The 20,613-nt window shown below is 28.1% G+C and carries 15 protein-coding genes and 4 tRNA genes; 4 read left to right on the top strand and 15 right to left on the bottom strand.

The genetic code is table 11. The annotated features are described in order from the left end of the window. Positions 1-333 precede the first annotated feature (333 nt). Both aroB and aroK read right to left on the bottom strand, forming a co-directional pair. On the bottom strand, positions 334-1,431 hold the full coding sequence (aroB, locus tag M9397_RS03025; protein WP_250259689.1) for a 3-dehydroquinate synthase: 1,098 nt from the start codon (positions 1,429-1,431) through the stop codon (positions 334-336). A 54-nt stretch (positions 1,432-1,485) separates the two neighbouring features. Next, a complete protein-coding gene (aroK, locus tag M9397_RS03020; RefSeq protein WP_250227214.1) occupies positions 1,486-2,022 on the bottom strand; it encodes a shikimate kinase AroK in 537 nt (178 codons plus the stop codon). 1,430 nt (positions 2,023-3,452) lie between these two features. On the opposite strand from aroK, the gene M9397_RS03015 reads away from it, so the two are divergent. Beyond that, complete coding sequence (locus M9397_RS03015) at positions 3,453-4,043, top strand: NfuA family Fe-S biogenesis protein (RefSeq protein ID WP_250226901.1); 591 nt, start codon at positions 3,453-3,455, stop codon at positions 4,041-4,043. A gap of 161 nt (positions 4,044-4,204) precedes the next feature. Here the strand turns inward: M9397_RS03015 and asd are convergent, their stop codons facing one another. After that, entirely contained in the window at positions 4,205-5,311 is a 1,107-nt protein-coding gene (asd, locus tag M9397_RS03010; protein ID WP_250226900.1) for an aspartate-semialdehyde dehydrogenase, read from the bottom strand. Positions 5,312-5,545: 234 nt separating this feature from the next. On the opposite strand from asd, the gene M9397_RS03005 reads away from it, so the two are divergent. Next, positions 5,546-6,139, top strand: a complete 594-nt coding sequence (locus tag M9397_RS03005) for a YhgN family NAAT transporter (protein WP_250226899.1) — start codon at positions 5,546-5,548, stop codon at positions 6,137-6,139. A 461-nt stretch (positions 6,140-6,600) separates the two neighbouring features. On the opposite strand, the gene yigL is transcribed toward M9397_RS03005, so the two are convergent. The 5 genes from yigL to dapF all read right to left on the bottom strand — a co-directional run bounded on the left by yigL (position 6,601) and on the right by dapF (position 12,890). Further along, on the bottom strand, positions 6,601-7,401 hold the full coding sequence (gene yigL, locus M9397_RS03000) for a sugar/pyridoxal phosphate phosphatase YigL (RefSeq protein WP_250226898.1): 801 nt from the start codon (positions 7,399-7,401) through the stop codon (positions 6,601-6,603). 379 nt (positions 7,402-7,780) lie between these two features. Then, complete coding sequence (gene corA, locus M9397_RS02995) at positions 7,781-8,725, bottom strand: magnesium/cobalt transporter CorA (protein ID WP_250226897.1); 945 nt, start codon at positions 8,723-8,725, stop codon at positions 7,781-7,783. A 607-nt stretch (positions 8,726-9,332) separates the two neighbouring features. After that, a complete protein-coding gene (locus M9397_RS03335) occupies positions 9,333-9,458 on the bottom strand; it encodes a hypothetical protein (RefSeq protein ID WP_420022200.1) in 126 nt (41 codons plus the stop codon). Between the two features lie 1,724 nt (positions 9,459-11,182). Then, on the bottom strand, positions 11,183-11,899 hold the full coding sequence (gene yigB, locus M9397_RS02985; protein ID WP_250259687.1) for a 5-amino-6-(5-phospho-D-ribitylamino)uracil phosphatase YigB: 717 nt from the start codon (positions 11,897-11,899) through the stop codon (positions 11,183-11,185). Positions 11,900-12,050: 151 nt separating this feature from the next. After that, positions 12,051-12,890: a diaminopimelate epimerase gene (gene dapF, locus M9397_RS02980; protein WP_250226895.1), complete on the bottom strand. Its 840-nt coding sequence runs from the start codon at positions 12,888-12,890 to the stop codon at positions 12,051-12,053. A 983-nt stretch (positions 12,891-13,873) separates the two neighbouring features. Between dapF and hemC the strand changes: the two genes are divergently transcribed. Together hemC and hemD are read left to right on the top strand one after the other, a co-directional pair. After that, positions 13,874-14,776: a hydroxymethylbilane synthase gene (gene hemC / locus M9397_RS02975; protein WP_250226894.1), complete on the top strand. Its 903-nt coding sequence runs from the start codon at positions 13,874-13,876 to the stop codon at positions 14,774-14,776. Between the two features lie 85 nt (positions 14,777-14,861). Further along, positions 14,862-15,611, top strand: a complete 750-nt coding sequence (gene hemD, locus M9397_RS02970; protein WP_250259685.1) for a uroporphyrinogen-III synthase — start codon at positions 14,862-14,864, stop codon at positions 15,609-15,611. 122 nt (positions 15,612-15,733) lie between these two features. Here hemD and M9397_RS02965 read toward each other — a convergent pair. The 7 genes from M9397_RS02965 to ilvC form a co-directional block, all read right to left on the bottom strand. After that, a tRNA-Pro gene (locus tag M9397_RS02965) sits at positions 15,734-15,807 on the bottom strand. 121 nt (positions 15,808-15,928) lie between these two features. Then, positions 15,929-16,013, bottom strand: a tRNA-Leu gene (locus M9397_RS02960). Positions 16,014-16,033: 20 nt separating this feature from the next. Further along, positions 16,034-16,109 (bottom strand) — tRNA-His (locus M9397_RS02955). A gap of 43 nt (positions 16,110-16,152) precedes the next feature. Then, positions 16,153-16,226 (bottom strand) — tRNA-Arg (locus M9397_RS02950). A gap of 591 nt (positions 16,227-16,817) precedes the next feature. Next, complete coding sequence (rho, locus tag M9397_RS02945) at positions 16,818-18,077, bottom strand: transcription termination factor Rho (protein WP_250227212.1); 1,260 nt, start codon at positions 18,075-18,077, stop codon at positions 16,818-16,820. A gap of 408 nt (positions 18,078-18,485) precedes the next feature. Next, positions 18,486-18,854, bottom strand: coding sequence for a thioredoxin (gene trxA, locus M9397_RS02940; protein WP_250226892.1), 369 nt, complete (start codon positions 18,852-18,854; stop codon positions 18,486-18,488). A gap of 226 nt (positions 18,855-19,080) precedes the next feature. Then, on the bottom strand, positions 19,081-20,559 hold the full coding sequence (ilvC, locus tag M9397_RS02935; protein ID WP_250259683.1) for a ketol-acid reductoisomerase: 1,479 nt from the start codon (positions 20,557-20,559) through the stop codon (positions 19,081-19,083). Between the last annotated feature and the right edge of the window lie 54 nt (positions 20,560-20,613).

Here is a 20,613-nt window from a genome sequence, read left to right as displayed (position 1 = left end):
AATCAATCAAATAGTCAGATAAATTGGAGGATGATATTGCGATATTGTACATAAAAATATTTTAATTTTCGTAAATCTATCAAGACAGAATTGTTGCCAACAAGGATTTAGATTTTATATAGTTTGTGTATGGGAGCAATTAACTGTAGGTGTAGATTACTAATATTTTTATATCGTATAATGTATACATGGATCCCAAACATAATTTAGAATAAAGAACCTAATTAAATGTTACTGTTGATGATTATTGAATTGAGTTGCACTATAAAAAAATAACATATATGTCGATATTATTCATATATTGATCATATTCAATTTTAATACTTTTAATCACTAAATACAGTTATTAGTGTTAGTATCTTCAATGGATAAAGACACTAACTCATGGTTTACGTTAGAGACGGTTTTTACGTTGCCTATAGAAACAGGTAAAACTAAGTTGATCTGTCCTGATGTTGATTTTTTGTCGCGCGTCATATATTCCAAATAGTTTTCTGATGTCATTTCTTTTGGGCCGCGAACGGGTAAACCTGCTCGCGTTAATAATATTTTTATACGTCTTGCGTCACTAAAATTAAATTGATTTAAACGCAATGCAGTATTTACTGCCATCATGATACCTGCGGCTATAGACTCTCCGTGAGACCATTGTGAATAACCTAAGTATGATTCAATGGCATGGCCGTAGGTATGACCAAGATTTAAAATACTTCTAATATCCTGATCTCGTTCATCAATTGTAATTATAGATGCTTTTAATTCACAACAACGACGAATACAGTATACTAAAGATGGCAAGTGTAAAATTAACAAATCATCTAAATGGGATTCTAGCCAACTAAAAAATCTAGAATCAAGAGCTATGGCGTACTTAATGATTTCAGATAACCCAGAAGAAAACTCTTTCGTCGTCAACGTACTCAAGACGTCTAGATTAATCATAACTGCAATAGGTTGATGAAAAGCCCCAATCATATTTTTACCAAGTGTATGATTAATACCAGTTTTCCCTCCGATGGATGCATCTACTTGCGCAAGTAATGTTGTTGGAACTTGAATAAAACGTATGCCACGTTGGTATATTGCAGCTGCAAATCCAGTTATATCTCCAATGACACCTCCACCAAGAGCAATAAGTATTGTACTGCGATCATAATTTTTTTTCAGTAATTTAGTGAATATTGTGTCTAATGTAGTTAGAGATTTATTTTGTTCACCGTCTGGCAAAATTAGTTGATCAGTATTGATCCCTGATTTGATCAATAAATTAGATAATATATTTAAATAAATAGGTGCTACTCGATCATTGGTAATTACAACTACTGTATCCCCAACATTTAATGGCCAACAGGATGAAAAATTATTAAACAATTTGTCCGCAATAATCACTGGATAGCTTCTTGTTTGTAATTTTATGATAATTTTTTCCATAATAAAATCGTGAAAACTTTTAATATTACAATGATTAATTGATAATAATGAACGTCATATACCACTTTGGGCGCGAAGAGCAATAATTTTATTAACAACACTCCTGATATTTTGTTCGTTAGTAGAGATGCTTATATCTGCAATTTCTTCGTATAGCGGATTACGCTCTTTTGCTAACACTTCTAATAATGCGCGAGTATTTTTTGACACCGATGGTGATTTTAGCAATGGACGCCTTTTATCATGTTGTGTTCGCATTAATTGTTTGTCAATAGTTGTTTGTAAGTATACTACTAATCCACGATCGGAAAGATTATTTCGTGTTATGTAAGACTTGACAGAACCACCTCCAGTAGCTAATACAATTCCCTGTTTTTTCGTTAATTCATCGATGATTTTTTCTTCACGATCACGAAATTTAGCTTCTCCTTCTACGTCAAAGACCCAACTAATATTTGCTCCGGTACGAGTCTCAATTTCTTGATCAGAATCAAAAAATTCCATATTTAATTGACTTGCTAGTTGACGCCCAATGGTACTTTTTCCAGCTCCCATAGGGCCAATTAAAAAAACATTATTTTTTTTAAACATATTATTATGATATGAAAATGATTTCTTCATTTTATACGTTTCATCACTTTATATGAAGGATCTAACTGATCGATAAATGCACAGATATAAAAATATGAAGCGTTCAAATCATCGTATTTTTATAAATATACGTCCAATATATAATATATATAAACGATTACAATAATACTATTTATTCTCAGCACATGACAACATGTTATTATTGTAGTACAAATCTTTATCCAGATACAACTCAGAAACTTATTTATTCTTATAGAGCAGAATAAATTTAATAATGGATCAATGAATACGATCACATACGGGTACAGAAATTAATTTAAGTTTTATATAGATGAAGTGTTTTTGATACAATGTAATTATGTTTAAAATTAGTGATTTATAACATTTTATTGTTTTAGGATACAGAATGTTTTTATTTATAAGAGATAAAGAATTGGTTTAAAACATTGTGTATTATAGTTTTTACCTCATTTTTACATTGACATTTATCCATAATTGATAATTAATCACTGTTATACTTATATAATTAAAATCATGTATTTCTTTCATTAAATAATATAAAATTATAAGTTATCCCGTTTTAAAATTTATACTAATGTAGTATGTTGAGAATTTGGAATACATATATGCAATGTATGTATGAAGTTGGTCGTATTAATTATTATGATTATAAATTATTTTGATAAATATTGAGCTATAGGTTTCTTAATCATGAGCAATACTAGTCTAATTGAAAAAGAAAGAAAGGTCTCATTAGATTTTTAATGATAAAAAATTAAAAATTTAATATTAAGATTCTTTAAACTTTTATTAATTTGTGATTAGTAGTATTATAAAATATTTTATTAGAATTAATTGTTGCTGTCAGAAAAATAAATGATTGTTATTCAAATTTTTACACTGTATATCTTTACATGATAAAGGTGTTTTATAGATTAGACGTAGATATCATAACTATCTATTCGTGGATTTAATTATTCGTAAATATCTGTTATTAAAATATGATATTTGTATGAATTAATAATTATTTATACAAGATACAATTTTTGGTTTTTTGTATTATATATTTTATTTTTTAAAACATTTTTTGTTAATTTTTTTGAAAAAAATATAATAATTAATTTGCTGTCAATAGAGATCAAATTTTTAAAGTACTAAGATATATAAAATATGTTGTATTATATTTATTTTAAGTTTTATATTATTTATATGTTGGAATGAATTTGTTATAATAACTTTGAAATATCACTAATATAGTTAATGGATTTTTTAATTTATGCGCATAAACACAACTGTGTAATATGAATTTGTAAATCAAACACATAAAAATAATAATATATATATTGAAGGTGTATAAAATACAGTTTATGCGTATATACGCGATATACTATGGATTATTATATCTTTAAAATAATTAGGTATCATATCATATGATTTATATAACCCCAATTGCTCAAAAACATTTTGTTAAATTGCTAGTGGATAAAAAACCAGGAACTCAAATACGAGTGTTTGTAGTTCATCCAGGTACAGTTCATGCAGAATGTGGTGTTTGTTTTTGTCCGCCAGAAGAATTTAAATCCAGCGATATAGTTATTGATCTTAAGTTTTTTTCTGTACGCATTGATCAAGTATATGCATTTTTTCTTAAATCTGCGAAAATTGATGTAATGATGAATTCATTAGATTCTCAACTTACTATTAAAGCTCCTAACGCTACTAAAGAATTCAATAATACAAACAACAAGATGAACGATGATTCATTGGAAGAGCGAGTGAGACGTGTATTGCAATTTCAGATTAATCCTCAGTTAGAGCTACATGGAGGCAGTGTATCTTTAATACGTATTACCGAAGATCTATTAGCTGTTATTAAATTTTACGGGGGATGTAATGGCTGTACAATGGCTAGCTATACCATAAAAGAAGGAATTGAAACTACCTTAAAGAAACTTTTTCCAGAATTAAAAGGGGTATTAGATACAACGCAGCATCAACGTGGAACGCACTCTTTTTATTAAATATTTTATTTTTATTTTAATAAAAAATATTCTTAATAAGATAGAACTATAGGTGCATCTATCAATTAGTTTATTGATAGTTTTTGGTATTTGTATGTACTATTTACTTTCTTATTTTAATTATATATTTGTAAATTTAATTTTGTAAGAATAAATAAAAATTATAATAATTGACGTAACATCCTGCGTAATGGTTCAGCGGCGCCCCAAAGTAATTGGTCACCTACGCTAAAAGCTGAAATATATTGGTTGCCTGCATGCAGTTTCCTTAGCCGGCCAATAGGTATTTTAAGTGTTCCGGACACCATAACAGGATTTAATTTTTCTAATGATTGCGTAACATCGTTTGAGATAACTTCTACCCATTTATTATGAGATCGGAGTAATTCTTCTATTTCTATTAAACGAATATCTTTTTTTAGTTTTATAACAAATGCTTGGCTATGACAACGTAATGCACCTACACGTACACATAGGCTGTCTACTGTTATGATTTTAGAAGTATTGAGAATTTTATTAGTTTCTGATTGACCTTTCCATTCTTCTTGAGTTTGACCATTGAACATATAATCACCGATCCAAGGAATAACGTTGCCTACTAAAGGAACTTTAAAACAATCTACTAACAAGGAATTAGTTTTACTAAACTTAGTGATTATATGTTCAATATCTAGAATAGCTGTTGAAGGAGGTGTTAATAAATCAGTCACTATATTGTATATTTGACCCATTTGTATTAATAGCTCACGCATGGCAAGCGCTCCACATCCAGAAGCCGCTTGATAAGTAGATGTGAAGATCCATTCGATCAAATTATGAGCAAATAATCCACCTAGAGACATCAACATTAAGCTTACAGTACAATTACCACCTACAAATGTTTTGATGCCGTTATTTATACCTTGTTCTATTAATCTTTGATTAACAGGATCTAACACAATAATTGCATCATCATGCATTCTTAAAAATGAAGCGCTATCAATCCAATACCCTGTCCATCCTATTTTTCTTAATTTTGGATACATAATTTTACTGTACGTGCTGCCTTGACATGTAATAATAATATCTAAAGAATTAAGTAGATCGGCGTTATAAGCATCTTGTAAAAATAATTCTTGTGATCCTTGAATATTTGGAGCATGTTCTCCTATTTGAGATGTAGAGAGAAATATTGAGTGAAAATGGTTAAAATCATCTTTTTCTTTCATACGATTCATTAATACTGAACCTACCATTCCTCTCCATCCAATAAACCCAACATTTTTCATTGTCAATCTCACAGTTATTATTAAGTATCAAAATATATGCATCTCAAGTAGTATAAAATACTGAACATTTTCATATAATACACTGCATATTATATGAAAAAATTACACATACATACTATGTCATGCATGTATTATAAGTAATATATTGTAATTATGTTTATAATTAATATTTATAATTTACGCTATAAAAAGCGCGGTGTACATAAAACGCAAATAACTTTTGGGAAAATAATAATGAATGAAATGATATCAGCTACAGTTTTATTGTTTTTAATCATGGATCCTATCGGAAATTTACCAATTTTTATGTCCATATTAAAAGATTTAGAACCAAAACGACGTCAAGTTATAATAATTAGAGAGATGGTAATCGCTTTATTACTAATGTTAGGATTTTTATTCGTTGGTGAATATATTTTAATATTTCTCAATTTACATACTGAAACAGTTTCAATATCCGGAGGTATCGTGTTGTTTTTAATTGCCATAAAAATGATATTTCCTTCAGAAGAAGGCAATGCTACTGGGTCTTTAGATGGAGAAGAACCTTTTTTAGTACCCCTTGCTATTCCTTTAGTCGCGGGTCCTTCAATTCTAGCAACGTTGTTATTATTGTCTCATCAATATCCCCAAAAAACTAATTTTTTAATTTTGGCATTAATTGTGGCTTGGGGATTATCTATGTTGATCTTGATGTTGTCTAATATATTTTCGCGTTTATTGGGTAGTAAAGGTATTGGTGCATTGGAAAGGTTAATGGGTTTGTTATTAGTAATGATTTCTACTCAAATGTTACTCGATGGAATACATAGTTATTTATGTGTATGATTAATGATTAATTAAAAAATTAATTTATTTCATATGTAAATATATTGGATATTTTAATTTTTATTTTTAATAGATTTTTATCATATTAACTAATGCGCATGGTTGTTTAAAAAAATAAATATATAAAATTTTATATATTTATATGTTTCGTTAAAATACAATAATCTGATTTTAATAGAATAATATATATTCCATGCATTCACTACTGTAGTGTATAATATTTCATGTTAAAAATGTGATTTTTTAAAAAATTTTATCGATTATTAAAATTATGTTTTTATTGTTTATTAAAATGATGCAAATATTTTATTATATATGAATGCAAGATATAGGATCATATACATGATACTTCGTGTAGTAAATTTGCATGGTTACTCATTGAGTAATACTACATATTAAACCATAATATTTTTGAAAAATATTATGGTTTAATATTACTCGTTAATGAAGAAATGGATTATTTATTGGCAATAAATATATTGTAAATAATGAGGTACTGCATCATCCTTATTGCTTCCAATGATCTCTAGGGAAGGAAGGGCGTCTTTTAGTCTTTGTTGTGCGTTGCTCATTATACATCCTTTTCCTGTCATTTCTAACATTTCTCGATCATTCATGCCATCTCCAAATGAAATGCAATCTTTTAGTTGATATCCTAATAATTTAACTACCTTCTCTAAAGCCTGTCCCTTAGAAACCCCTTCTGGCATCACTTCAAGACATGTAGGGAGTGAAAAACTAATATTGATTCGATGATTCCATCGTGCATGTAATTTTTTTTCTAAAGATAGCAATCGTTTGTAATTATTACTTGTGAAATATACTTTATAGATACCATGCAAGGGTGATGTATCTTTCTGATATATGTGATAATCAGATGCATATCCGTTATAAAAACAACTTTGATGTGGTTTTGATCGATTGATCAACCATTTATCATTATAAAAAATATTAGTAATAATTTGAGAATCATGGTGTACTATACGTAATAAATCAGCTGTAATTTCTGTAGGTAAATCATAAGAAGCAATTAATTTTCCGTTGGCATTATGTATTTTAGCTCCATTGGAAGTGATCATATAAGAATTAATTTTCAAATTATCACGTATTTGCATGACATTCGTGTGATGTCGACCAGTAGCAAAAACAAAATGAATATTACGAGCAGTTAACAATTTTAGAATCTTTTTAGTAAAAGATGTTAATCGGTGGTCCGGCGTCAGCAGGGTACCATCTAAATCAGACACAACGACGCGAAACATTAGTTACCTCGTTTGTTTTACTGAAATGTAGCAATAACTGATATTATACATCAATGTGATTTCACATTATATCAATTAAAAGTTAATACATTATAGATATTATTTTGAATGATAATTTTGTTAAACGAATTTTTTTTTAAAAATAATTAAATATGAAAATTTTTAATTGTAAAATAAATAATTATTTTTGAAAATATTTTACAAGTTTATTAACTGATGATAATTAATATACATATTTAAAAATATCGAGTTTTTATTGTATCTTTACGTTGTAAAGATACATTCAGAATGCGATGTTAAAGTATTTCAGCTTAATCACATTAGTATTGTTTATAATGAACATTATGTATATTGATACCAATCATCATATTATTAATATTTATAGCCAATTTTTATATTTGAAATAGATGTATGGAGCAAGTCCTGATAGAATCATTAAAATAATGGCGCTAGGATAACCAAATGACCATTGTAATTCTGGCATGAATTTAAAATTCATGCCGTAACTAGATGCTATCAAAGTTGGGGGTAAAAAAATAACTGAAAAAATTTTTATAATTCTATTTTGTTCGATATTAATAAATCCCATTGCTGATTGAGTTAAAGAGCTTACTTGATGAAATACATATTCATTATGAGGTAATAGCGATGTAATTTCACTTAAAATATTATTAGCATATTGTTGTTGTACTACAGATAATTTTACTTTACGTATTAAAAATTTTATTCCTCTTTCAGTATCTAACAAGTTAACACGGATTTTCCAACCTATATTTTCCAATATAGCTAAATCAGAAAGTGCATGATCGTATTCTTCGATTTGTTGACCGTTCATAATGACAGAACTCAATGTTTCTAAAGTGGAATAAATATGTTCTATTTTATTTGCTAGATCATCAAGTTTTACCTCAAATAAATTTAATAATAATTCATAAGCATTTCCATTAATCAACAAATGATTATGTAAATGTTTTTGGTACATATAAAATACCGGAAATTCTTTTTTACGTGAGGTATATAGACATCCATTGTGAATGGTAAAGAACACACTAGAGTTATCCATTTGTTTTTGGTTGTTATATGTAAGGAAAAAAGAATGAATGTGTAATCCATTTTTATCTTTAAAAAAACGTTCAGTTTTGTTGATATCTTTCAGTTTAAAAAATTTTATTTTTTGGTGAAGTAATATATTTGGCATATAATTATGGTTATCGTCATGTGAATCTATTATATCAATCCAAATAATATTATTTAATAATGATGTTTTATCTTTTTCATTAATACGAAATAAATGATTATTTTTTAATTGAAATATATTAAACATATATTATTGTTTCCTTAAAGAATACAATTAGTCATACGCTATGATCACAATAACTAAAATTAGATAACCCAATAACTATTTTTTGTCACATAATGTCGATAATATGCATTACATAACACAAAAGAACAGTTATAAATAGTCGCCATGAGGTATTAAATATCTGTAACGTGTAAATAATTCGTAAGGTTTTTTATTTATTTAATAAATATAATTCAATTATGATAATATATTTAAATATATCTGTGGATGTTATTTACTGAGATATTATAAGTCTAATCTTCAGATTAGAGCGGGCATGTTACGCCTAGAATGAAAAGGTTGTCAAATATTTATAAACATTTTCTATCTCAATATAGATATGTTTGAATTATATAATAATCTTAATGAGGATTAGAGTAATAACTCTCTGAAAATTTAATAAAATAGCAATACAAGCCCCTACCAATAACAGGGCTGCGCTCCTGATGAATGATGTCAACATACTTTTAAAAAGTCCTATTGGTAATTTATTTTAACAAAATCCAGATAGTGATTGAATGACCTTTTTCTGTAAATATAACGAGTTTCAGCATAAACTAATTGTTAATTTATGTAAGAACGTGTGATGTCAAATATAAATGAATCTATGGTTTTCTTTTAATAAATCCTTGTTAGTTAAAGAAATAATAATTTGGAAAATCAAGCCTATAATGAATACTTGGGAAAATTCTAATCCTTTTGAAGGATGTAGCATCATGTGTTGTACTGCATCTGGATAAGTGTTAGATGAATTTTATTCAAATTATTATAAAAATAAATATACGATAAAAATTGTTGTAACGGATGCGTATTTATTGTTAATTCTGATAGAATGTTTGTATTGTTCATTCATTGCTATCAACTCTTCAACATTTGTATATTTTCATAATATGCTGGTGTTGATGTATTTTTATACATATCCCATAATCCAATTTGTCTAACAATACAACAATTTGTTCATGAAAAGGTATAATTGGTGGGTATTTGACTTCTTAAAGAATCTATCAACATAATAAATTATTTTAAAGGCAATAGCAGATCTTCCTTTAAAAAATTTTTGTTTGAAATAAATAAGCTGCTTTCCACAAGCTTAAGTGACTTAAATGAGCGGATATTATTTATTAAATAATTTCTACAGTATGTTGACTAATTCTTCTATTAGGTGTGCATACTTCGTATGTAATCAGTGTTACTATTTCGTGAACAATAAATTTTAATAAGCTATGATAATATCTTTAATTTCTTTGTGTTCAAAAAATCCTGTCCCTCTGTATATTTGGTGAGATACATTATTTTTAATAAAAAATTTTTTTATAAAAAAGATTTTAAAATTATTTCAATATAAAACAATATGCGCATTTAGTGAACTATTTCATTTTTCTTTTTTAATTGATTAAGTTATTTTCTATGAATATAACTTCTTCTATTACGTTATCAGAACGATAAAAATCTTTTACGTGTTTATAAATTTTTTTTAAAACGTATGTCGTTTTAAAAAATGGGAATATCTGTAGTTCTTCAGATATTATCAGTAGATCGGTAGTTTTGTTCTAATTTTATATCTTCAAAATCCTCTAAAAATCTTTAAAAAATTTTTTAATTATGTTCCTTTTCAACTATAAATAAACAATCATCATCCCAACAACCATTAAAATTGTTATTATCCCTGATAACAGGTGTAAATTTATCATATTGAGGTGTATTAATATTTTGAAATTCATCTACCAACCAAAATATTAACAATTGTTTTTGATAATGTAAAACATCTGGATAATTTTAAAATAATATATATATGAATAATTTATGAAAATCTACTAATCCGGCATAGATTATATATTGTGTAGTCAAGATTCTAAGTTCGGAGCTATGATATTTATGTTGAATTTCTATTAATGTTGTACTTAGATTATCCCAATCTTATCTTTCTTTGTATTGATAGAACACATAGATTGCATGTGCTGCATTTATTTTTTATTTAATTTAAGTAAACGTGCGTATTAGTTTTTTAAAAAGTTGAATATTGGTAGTTCTTATCAAGAATTTGAAAATTTTTGGTAATAAATTTACATCATATGTAAACGAGTACGTAGTTATCTATGTGACAATCCACAAAAGTATTAGTCCACAAATTATTTGTTTTTTTTGAATACCAAAATACGTATGCAGTGATACGATTGTGTATTCATAAAAATCATTGCCATTATTAATTATGGTATATGTTTTTTTACTAATTGTAACTAAGGAGTACGATTATTATTAATATTCGAGTGGTCCGTTACTATTTTAGATAACACCAATATATTTTTAAAATTATTAGAAGTTACTGTTTCTTGCTATCTATTATTTAGTTGATCAAGAAGATTATAAATATTAATTAAAATATTACACGCATGGTAAATAATCGTTTATGAATATGTGAATTCAATACAACTATGAACATTATAATAAATATGTTAATGATGCTAATTTTGAAATTTTCAAATGTGGTAACAATGTTGTATCAATTGAAAAAAAATGATTTAAATTGTATTGACTAATCCAACAAGACTGCATCCCAGCATGCATAGCTCCTTTTATATCTGTATTTAAGTCATCTCCTACGTGTAAAATATTTTTACAGGATATTCCAAAACGCTTAGAAGCCAAATAATACATATCTGTATAAGGTTTAGCGCGGCCATGAATTCCAGCGCGTAATACATCTTGAAAATATTTTTGTAATCCACAAAAAACAGGATTTGCATTACCATTAGTGATTGCAATTAATGGCCATTTAGAACTTAATGCTGATAATACATCATGTGTACTAAAAGAGATACTGATTTTGTTGCGCCAATGTATAATAATTTCCATAGTATAATCAGCTCCTAATTGTGCTTCATGTTTAGTTAAACCTGATTGTAGTAAAATTATTTTTAAAGATTTCCAACGCCAATAATTTACATCATGGTAAATATCTGGTTCCGTAAGTCGAAGTGTTTTACGTGCTTGATAATAATCCTTTTTTTGTATTTTAGATAATGCGGGATGATATTGTTGTAAAAACAATAGTGATTTTTCTTCAGCTTGATTTATTATTGGATAATTATCGTATAATGTGTTATCTAAATCTAGAGTTATAGCATGAAAAGGTTGTAATGTACGGTAAAAATGCATAAGTTGTACCTTTAATGTTGTTAAATTAGAATCGTTATATCTTTCGTCAATGAAAGATGTATATATACGATCATCATACACATAAAATTAGGTATTAATTAAATTTTAAATATAAAAATATGTGCGTTGAAAAATAATATTTGTCGCAGGTTTATTGTATGTTTTGTAAATTAATGTGCCCATCATATACATAAGACGTTGATCCAATCATGTACAATGCATTACTTGCTCCTTTCCAATTTATTGATATAGTACCTCCGGGCAAGTTTACGTTTACTGATTCATATAATAACCCTTGTTGAATACCTACGGCAACTGCCGCGCAGGCGGCAGTTCCACAAGACTGAGTTTCTCCTACGCCGCGTTCATATACTCGTAATTGAATGTTATTACGATTGATTATTTGCATAAAACTTACGTTAACTCGTTCTGGAAAACAGTGATGATTTTCTAATGCTGATCCTAATGAAGTAACTTGGATAGTTTTTATTGATTCTACTAAAATAATACAATGAGGATTACCCATGGATACCATTCCACATAGTATGATTTCTGTAGGTAAGAATAAAATATAAATTTTTTGATATTGTGACGTATAAAATGGAATAAGTGTCGGATCAAAAATAGGTGAGCCCATATTGATAGATACGTGATTTTCATTCATGATGGATGAAATGATGTGATTGGTGCGAGTGCTAATATGAATATTTTGTTTTTTATTAGTTAATTTTTTGTAGTAGACAAATTGTGAAAAACAACGCATACCGTTACCACATTGGTTTGCTTCTGTTCCATCCGCATTATAAATTCTACAATGAAAATCTATTGTTGGATCATAGGGAGGCTCTACTATTAATAATTGATCAAATCCAATTCCATAACATCGATTTGCTAAATGTTTGATATTTTCAGCAGTAAGATGTATATTTTGTGTGATAGCATCTATGATGACAAAATCATTGCCCAATCCATTCATTTTGGTAAATCGCATATTCCCTCCACATGATATTAAAAATTTAAATGTGCATCACTCACTAATTTTTGAAAATTTTTTAATATTTTATTGTATTCAATTATTGTTTGATTTTATTGTATTTATGCAATCTCTTCAAAAAAAATGAAAATATTGTTGGTTACATTGTAAAATAGAATGAATAAATATGGTTACATAATATATAATCATGTATAAAAAGAATATAGCTCGTTCTGTTTAGAAAATATCTTATGTAAATTTCAAGAAATAATATTATTTTCATAATATCTATCTTTTGTTATCTATTTTAATTTTATAAATTTTACAAATGATTAACATATTTAAATTATAATTAATTTTTGAATCATTATAAATATGATTATGTTGGAATGATCTATAAAGATGTATTTTTATCTAAAATAAAAACATCATTTTTTAAGAGTACAGTTTTTGTTAAAAGTATTTTTTTTGACACTATTATAATAAAATTGATAGTATTTTAAATAACTAAAAATTTTTAAATCTGTGTTATGTCACAAATAGTATTTTTTTATTTTTATCAATAATCGAAGTATTGAATTTAAATAAATGGAATTAATTTATTCATTAATAATGATCAAACTATTTTATGCAGAATTCTTTATTTTTAATATTGACAAAAAATAATATAAAATTAAAAGTATTGAATGTGGTATTATTAAAATAATTATAAGTAATAACATCTGGAAAGAACTTCTTACATAACTCATCGAATAACTATTTATTGGAATATTAATCTTTCAAATATCAAAAAATTATGATGTGTACAAGATTAGCAATCTGAACTTAACGATTTATTTTAATAATTGATTACAAAAAAAGTAAAACTGATTGAATTAATCAAATTATTTATTTGTTTTACGAATTTTTAATAAATGTTATTTCTTATAATAAAATTGCATATGTAAAAATATTTATATTAATTGAAGATTAGATTTATATATTTTAACATAATTATATTAATGAAAAGTAAAATTTTAAAAATTGCTACACGAAAAAGTCGACTTGCTATTTCTCAAGCTCAATATGTTTATGACGAATTAAAACGTTATCATCCAACATTACACATAGAATTAATGCCTATTATTACAACAGGAGATAAATTTTTAAATATTGATTCAAAAAATAAAATTAAAAAAGGCGCATTTATTAAAGAATTAGAATACGCTTTAATAAACTTTCGCGCTGACATTGCTGTCCATTCTATGAAAGATATTACGGTGCCTGTGCCAAATGAATTAACTCTTCCAGTTCTGTGTAAACGCAATGATCCACGTGATGCTTTTGTTAGCGTAAAATACCCTAATATGGATACATTGCCTATTGGCAGCACAATAGGTACATCAAGTTTACGTAGACAATGTCAAATACGAGCGCAACGCCCAGATCTGGTCATCGGTAATTTGAGAGGTAATATAGATACTAGATTAAAAAAATTACAATACGGACAGTATGATGCAATAGTTTTAGCTGTAGCTGGATTAAAACGGTTACACTTACATGAGTATATTCGCGTTTATTTTGATCCGTCTGATTTATTACCAGCAATGGGACAAGGTGTCATAGCTATTGAATGTCGTTCAGATGATATTGATATTGTATCCTTATTATCTCCATTATATCATCGAGAAACTTCATTGTGCGTTAGAGCAGAGCGCGCGGTTACTACTTATTTAGAAAGTTATTGTCACTTACCAATTGCTAGTTATGCTGAAATTAAAGAGGATCAAGTGTGGTTACGAGCACTTATCGGGTTACCTGATGGTAGTAAAATTATTCGTACCGAAGGAAGAGCACCTTTGGATCAAGCAGAAAAATTAGGTTTTCTTCTTGCTGAAGATTTATTAATTAAATTTAAACAATAATATGTTTTTGATTTGATTTGATTTGATTTGATTTGATTTGATGTAATTGTGTGTCAAATAAAATTTAATGTAGTTGACAAAAACTATGAATATTTTAATTACTCGTCCTTCTCCACATGGAGAGCAATTGGTGAAGAAATTACTTTATTTTGGTAAATTTGCGTATCATTTACCATTAATTTTTTTTTCTGCAGGAAAAACATTGTCGTCATTAGAATATCAGTTAAATCTACTTTCTGAAGGAGATTTGTTATGTATTGTATCACAGAATGCAATTAAATATGCTCACAATCAGTTACTTGATGTAGGAATATCTTGGCCTACTAAATTATCATATTATTCTATTGGTCAAGCGACTAGTATAATGATGCACAAGTTATCAGGGATATTGGTGAAATATCCTAAATATCAGGAAACTAGTGAAAATTTATTACGATTACCTGAATTAATGTATAGTTATGGAAAACGTGCTCTTATTTTGAGAGGTAATAATGGACGTACTATTTTAGACTATACCCTTCAAAGAAGAGGAGTATTTGTTGCATCCTGTGAATGTTATAGTAGACTGCCATTGCAGTATGACGGGGAAAAACAATCATCTAAGTTGTTAGAATTAAATATTAAAATAGTAGTAGTTACTTCTGGAGAAATACTACAACAACTGTATTACTTAATTCCTGAATTCTATCGCACATCTTGGTTACTACGATGTAAATTAATCGTGGTAAGTTTACGTCTAGCTAAATTAGCTAGACGTTTGGGTTGGACAGATATCATCATAGCGCAGTCAGCAAACAATGAAGCATTAGTTCATGTTTTGATTAAACATTCGTAATTTTATGTTTCTAATTTGTATTTAACAATCATTTTATGAACATAGGCATGTAAAATTTTTAAAAATTAAAAAAATGCAATAAAAACGTACAATGATTCTCATCATTGTAAGGTTTATAAGAGTCGGCGAGAGAGGATTTGAACCTCCGACCTCCTGGTCCCAAACCAGGAGCGCTACCAAGCTGCGCTACTCGCCGATAGTTTATTAAACTTTCATGTGATTTTTGTATTATATGTTCTTTATTGAAGAATATTAAAATACTAATAAATAATACATCACATCATATTACATTGATAATATGATTGCAGTTATCCTGCTGCGAAGGAAGGGATTTGAACCCTCATGTCTTGATAAGACACTAACTCCTGAAGTTAGTGCGTCTTCCTATTCCGCCACCTTCGCTGTATTTCATTTATTTTTAATGGGGTGATTGATGGGATTCGAACCCACGACTTCTGGAACCACAATCCAGAGCTCTACCAACTGAGCTACAATCACCATAGATCAACTTCAATTTTTCATAAAAATTTGAATCAATCAATGCGTCCGACAGGATTTGAACCTGAAACCTTCGCCTCCGGAGGGCGATGCTCTATCCAGTTGAGCTACGAACGCCTAAATCTACATGAGTAGATATTCAGATTTATATTAATAAGAATATGAATCGATCAATTTGTGCTAATAATTTTTCCTACATATATACTGCTCATTGAATTTTATTACAAACAACACGTAGAAAGAAATCTATGAAAATTACAGAATGTTTTATAGTTATAATGTATTTTTAAAATATTTGTATACATTGCTGTATACATAAATCTATATAGTAGACGAAAGGATACAATGTGTAAATATATATCTTCAATATCAGTGTACGCATATTTTATCACATATCGATATTTGTGTAATATACATATATACTAAAATAATTAATTAAATTTATTACTGATACATGAAGATATGAGAAATATATAGCTGTATAATTATTGATTCTACCGCATCATTTAATTCATGAAAATAAATTATTGTAAAGAATATACATGGAGCAACAATATTCTATTGCATAGAATAATCAAAATTTTATACAAATAATCATTAAAATAAATTTTTATGTAAAAATCTGACAAATCGTGGACATAAAAAAATAGTAAATAGTCTGTTTTACAATATGTGTTTAATATAGTAAATAATAATTATCGTAATAAGTTAACAGCGTTTCATCATATCAAAGAATTCATCATTGGTTTTAGTCATAGATAATTTATTCATCATAAATTCCATGGCATCAATTTCACTCATTGGATGAATAATTTTTCTTAAAATCCATATTTTTTGAAGTTCATCTTGAGTGGTTAATAGTTCTTCTTTCCTAGTTCCAGAACGATTGTAATCAATAGCTGGGAAAACACGTTTCTCAGCTATCTTCCTTGACAAATGTAGTTCCATATTACCAGTGCCTTTAAATTCTTCATAAATTACTTCATCCATTTTTGATCCAGTATCTATCAAAGCAGTGGCTATAATAGTCAAGCTGCCTCCTTCTTCCATATTACGAGCAGCGCCAAAAAAGCGTTTTGGACGATGTAAAGCATTGGCATCAACTCCTCCTGTCAACACTTTTCCGGATGAAGGTACTATAGTATTATAAGCTCTCGCTAATCGAGTAATAGAATCTAACAAAATAATAACATCTTTTTTATGCTCCACTAATCGCTTAGCTTTCTCAATTACCATTTCGGATACTTGAACATGACGAGAAGCTGGTTCATCGAAAGTAGATGCGATTACTTCCCCGTGTACCAAGCGTTGCATTTCAGTAACTTCTTCTGGACGCTCGTCTATTAGAAGTACTATCAATACACAGTCTGGATGATTATGACTAATACTTTGTGCAATATTTTGAAGAAGTATAGTTTTTCCAGCCTTAGGGGGTGCTACAATTAAACCGCGTTGCCCGCGCCCAATCGGTGATGCTAGGTCCAATACCCTTGCGGTTAGGTCTTCTGTAGAGCCATTTCCTCGTTCCATACGTAATCGTGAATTGGCATGTAGTGGAGTAAGGTTTTCAAATAAAATTTTATTACGAGCGTTTTCTGGTTTATCATAATTTACATCATTGACTTTGAGTAATGCAAAATAACGTTCTCCTTCTTTTGGGGGTCTAATTTTTCCAGAAATAGTATCTCCAGTGCGTAAATTAAAACGACGAATCTGGCTGGGAGACACGTAAATATCATCTGGTCCAGCAAGATAAGAACTATCGCTTGATCTAAGAAATCCAAAACCGTCTTGTAATATTTCTAATACGCCATCTCCAAAAATGTCTTCTCCAGTTTTAGAATGTTGTTTAAAAATAGCAAAAATAATATCTTGCTTACGCATACGTGCTAAATTTTCTAGACCCATACCTTCTCCGAGATGTACTAATTCAGAAACTGGTATGTTTTTTAATTTCGTAAGATTCATCATTATGGATTCTTAAATTGGAGTTATATAATACTGTTGGTATTACAGATATAAAGTATACATGCAACATAATGTAATAATTTCCTTTATAACCCATATTGGAATTGCTTATTCTAAGCTCGCAATATCGAGCACGAACACACGTCAAGTGTTATATTTACTATCGGATTATTACAGAAAATAGATTTACAAAAATTTATCGGTAATCTTTTCAATCATATTGAAACTATGGTTATAATTAATTGTGCAAATTAAATTGTGTTACCTGTATTGCCACCATGTAATAGTAGCAATACGTTTAGATTCCATTATAAATTTAAATATTTATGATTAATCATATACACGTGAGCTATCATTCTACTGTAATCTCAAAGAAACGTCTACTAACATATAAAATAATTTCAAAAATTATGAATGTTTTAAACCAGTATCTGTGTTTGTATATATCTTCAAAAATTCTTGTAATTTTTGTTTAGACAGCAACCCTACTTGAGTGGATAACACTGTTCCATGACGAATTAATAATAAAGTTGGGATACTCTTAATTCCGTAGTGTTTAGTAGTTATTGGGTTTTCATCTATATTTAATTTTGCTACTTTTAGTATGTCACTAAATTCAACAGCAATATCTTCTAAAATGGGTATCATTGCTTTACAGGGATTACACCAGTTGGCCCAAAAATCAATTAAAAAAAGATTATTTTTTTGATTATTAGTAGAGTTTAACACTGTTTCTTTAAAATTAGAATCGGTCAGTTGTACGATAATTTGATTCATTTATCCTCCTTACAATTTATTTTATGATGATTTTACAATAATTATTGTGAGTGTATTTGTTGTTATATATGTTGTTGAACATTTAAAGTTCATTTGTATCAGTAGTTATACAAAATGATTTCATTGTTTTTTATTCAAAAAGAATTCATGTTTATTCAGAAGTTAATGTAATAATCTTTCATTGCAATACTGTCGTTATAATTATGGAAAGTTTATTTTTTAACTATTAATTAAATGATAGACTTTTTATGTTTTGCATATAGCTTCTTAGTTGAGTTCCAATTTTTTCTATTTTGTGATTTCTAATCATGTTATTGGTGTTGCGTAAAACAATGTTATCAACATTAATATTTTCGGATGACATACCTAAATCACCTCGTATTAAATTAGGTATTATAGTCTTTTTTAACAAAGGTACTACTGTGTCGCAAAATAAATAATTACCGTATTCTGCGGTGTCAGAAATTACCATATTCATTTCATATAATTTTTTACGAGCTATAGTATTTGCGATTAATGGTAATTCATGTAATGATTCATAATAGGCTGATTCTGGTGCTATTCCAGATTTTATCATCGTGTCAAAAGATAGCTCTACACCTGATTTGATTATAGCTACCATTAATACTCCATAATCAAAATACGTTTGTTCCTGAATTTTTTGTTGATAGTTTGGAGCTTGTTCTAATGGAAGTTGACTGGTTTGTTTTCTCCAATTAAGTAATTTAGAATCGTTATTTTCCCAATCTAACATCATTTCTTTAGAAAATATTCCATTAAGTATATTTTCCATATGTTGTTCGAAAATTGGTTTTAATATATTTTTTAGTTTTTCAGATAATATAAAAGCACGTATTTTAGCGGAATTAGATAATCGATCCATCATTAATGTAATGCCTCCTTGTTTTAATGCTTCAGTTATGACTTCCCATCCGCATTGAATAAATTTTCCTGCGTATGCAGCATCAACACCATTATTAATCATGTAATCAAAACAAAGAATAGATCCGGCTTGTAACATTCCACACAAAACAGTTTGTTCTCCCATAAGATCTGATTTCACTTCTGCTATAAACGAAGATTCTAATACCCCAGCTCGATGACTACCAAGTGCAAATGCCCAAGATTTTGCTAACGTCATGCCCATATCATATGCATTGTTTTCTTCATGTACAGCAATTAAAGCAGGTACTCCAAATCCTCTTTGATATTCTTGACGAACCTCTGTACCAGGGCATTTTGGAGCGACCATTATAACTGTAATATCTTGACGAATTTTTTCTCCAACTTCTACAATATGAAATCCATGTGAATACCCTAATGTAGCTCCATGTTTCATTAAGGGTTCTATTTCTTGTATCACTGATGTGTGATATTTATCTGGAGTTAAATTAATAATTACATCTGATTTGGGAATAATTTCGTCATAAGTTCCTACAGAAAATCCGTTTCGTGTCGCTTTTTCCCAAGATTCTTTTTTATTAATAATAGATTCACGACGTAAAGCGTATACAACGTTTATACCTGAGTCTCTCATATTTAAACCTTGATTCAAACCTTGAGAACCACAGCCTATTATGGCTACTTTTTTAGATAATAAAGATTGAATTCCATTGGAAAATTCATTGTTACTCATAAATCGGCATTTTTTCAAATGTTTTAATTTTTGCATAAAAGTTAATGTATTAAAATAATTTTTATTCATAAAATGTCTCTTTAAATAATGTTAAAATAATTTGATGATTTTTATCGCAATGTT

The sequence above is a fragment of the Blochmannia endosymbiont of Camponotus sp. C-003 genome (assembly GCF_023585685.1).
Lineage (GTDB): Bacteria > Pseudomonadota > Gammaproteobacteria > Enterobacterales > Enterobacteriaceae > Blochmanniella.
Note: the sequence above shows the minus strand (reverse complement) of the source record. Positions and strands in the feature narration are given on the sequence as shown.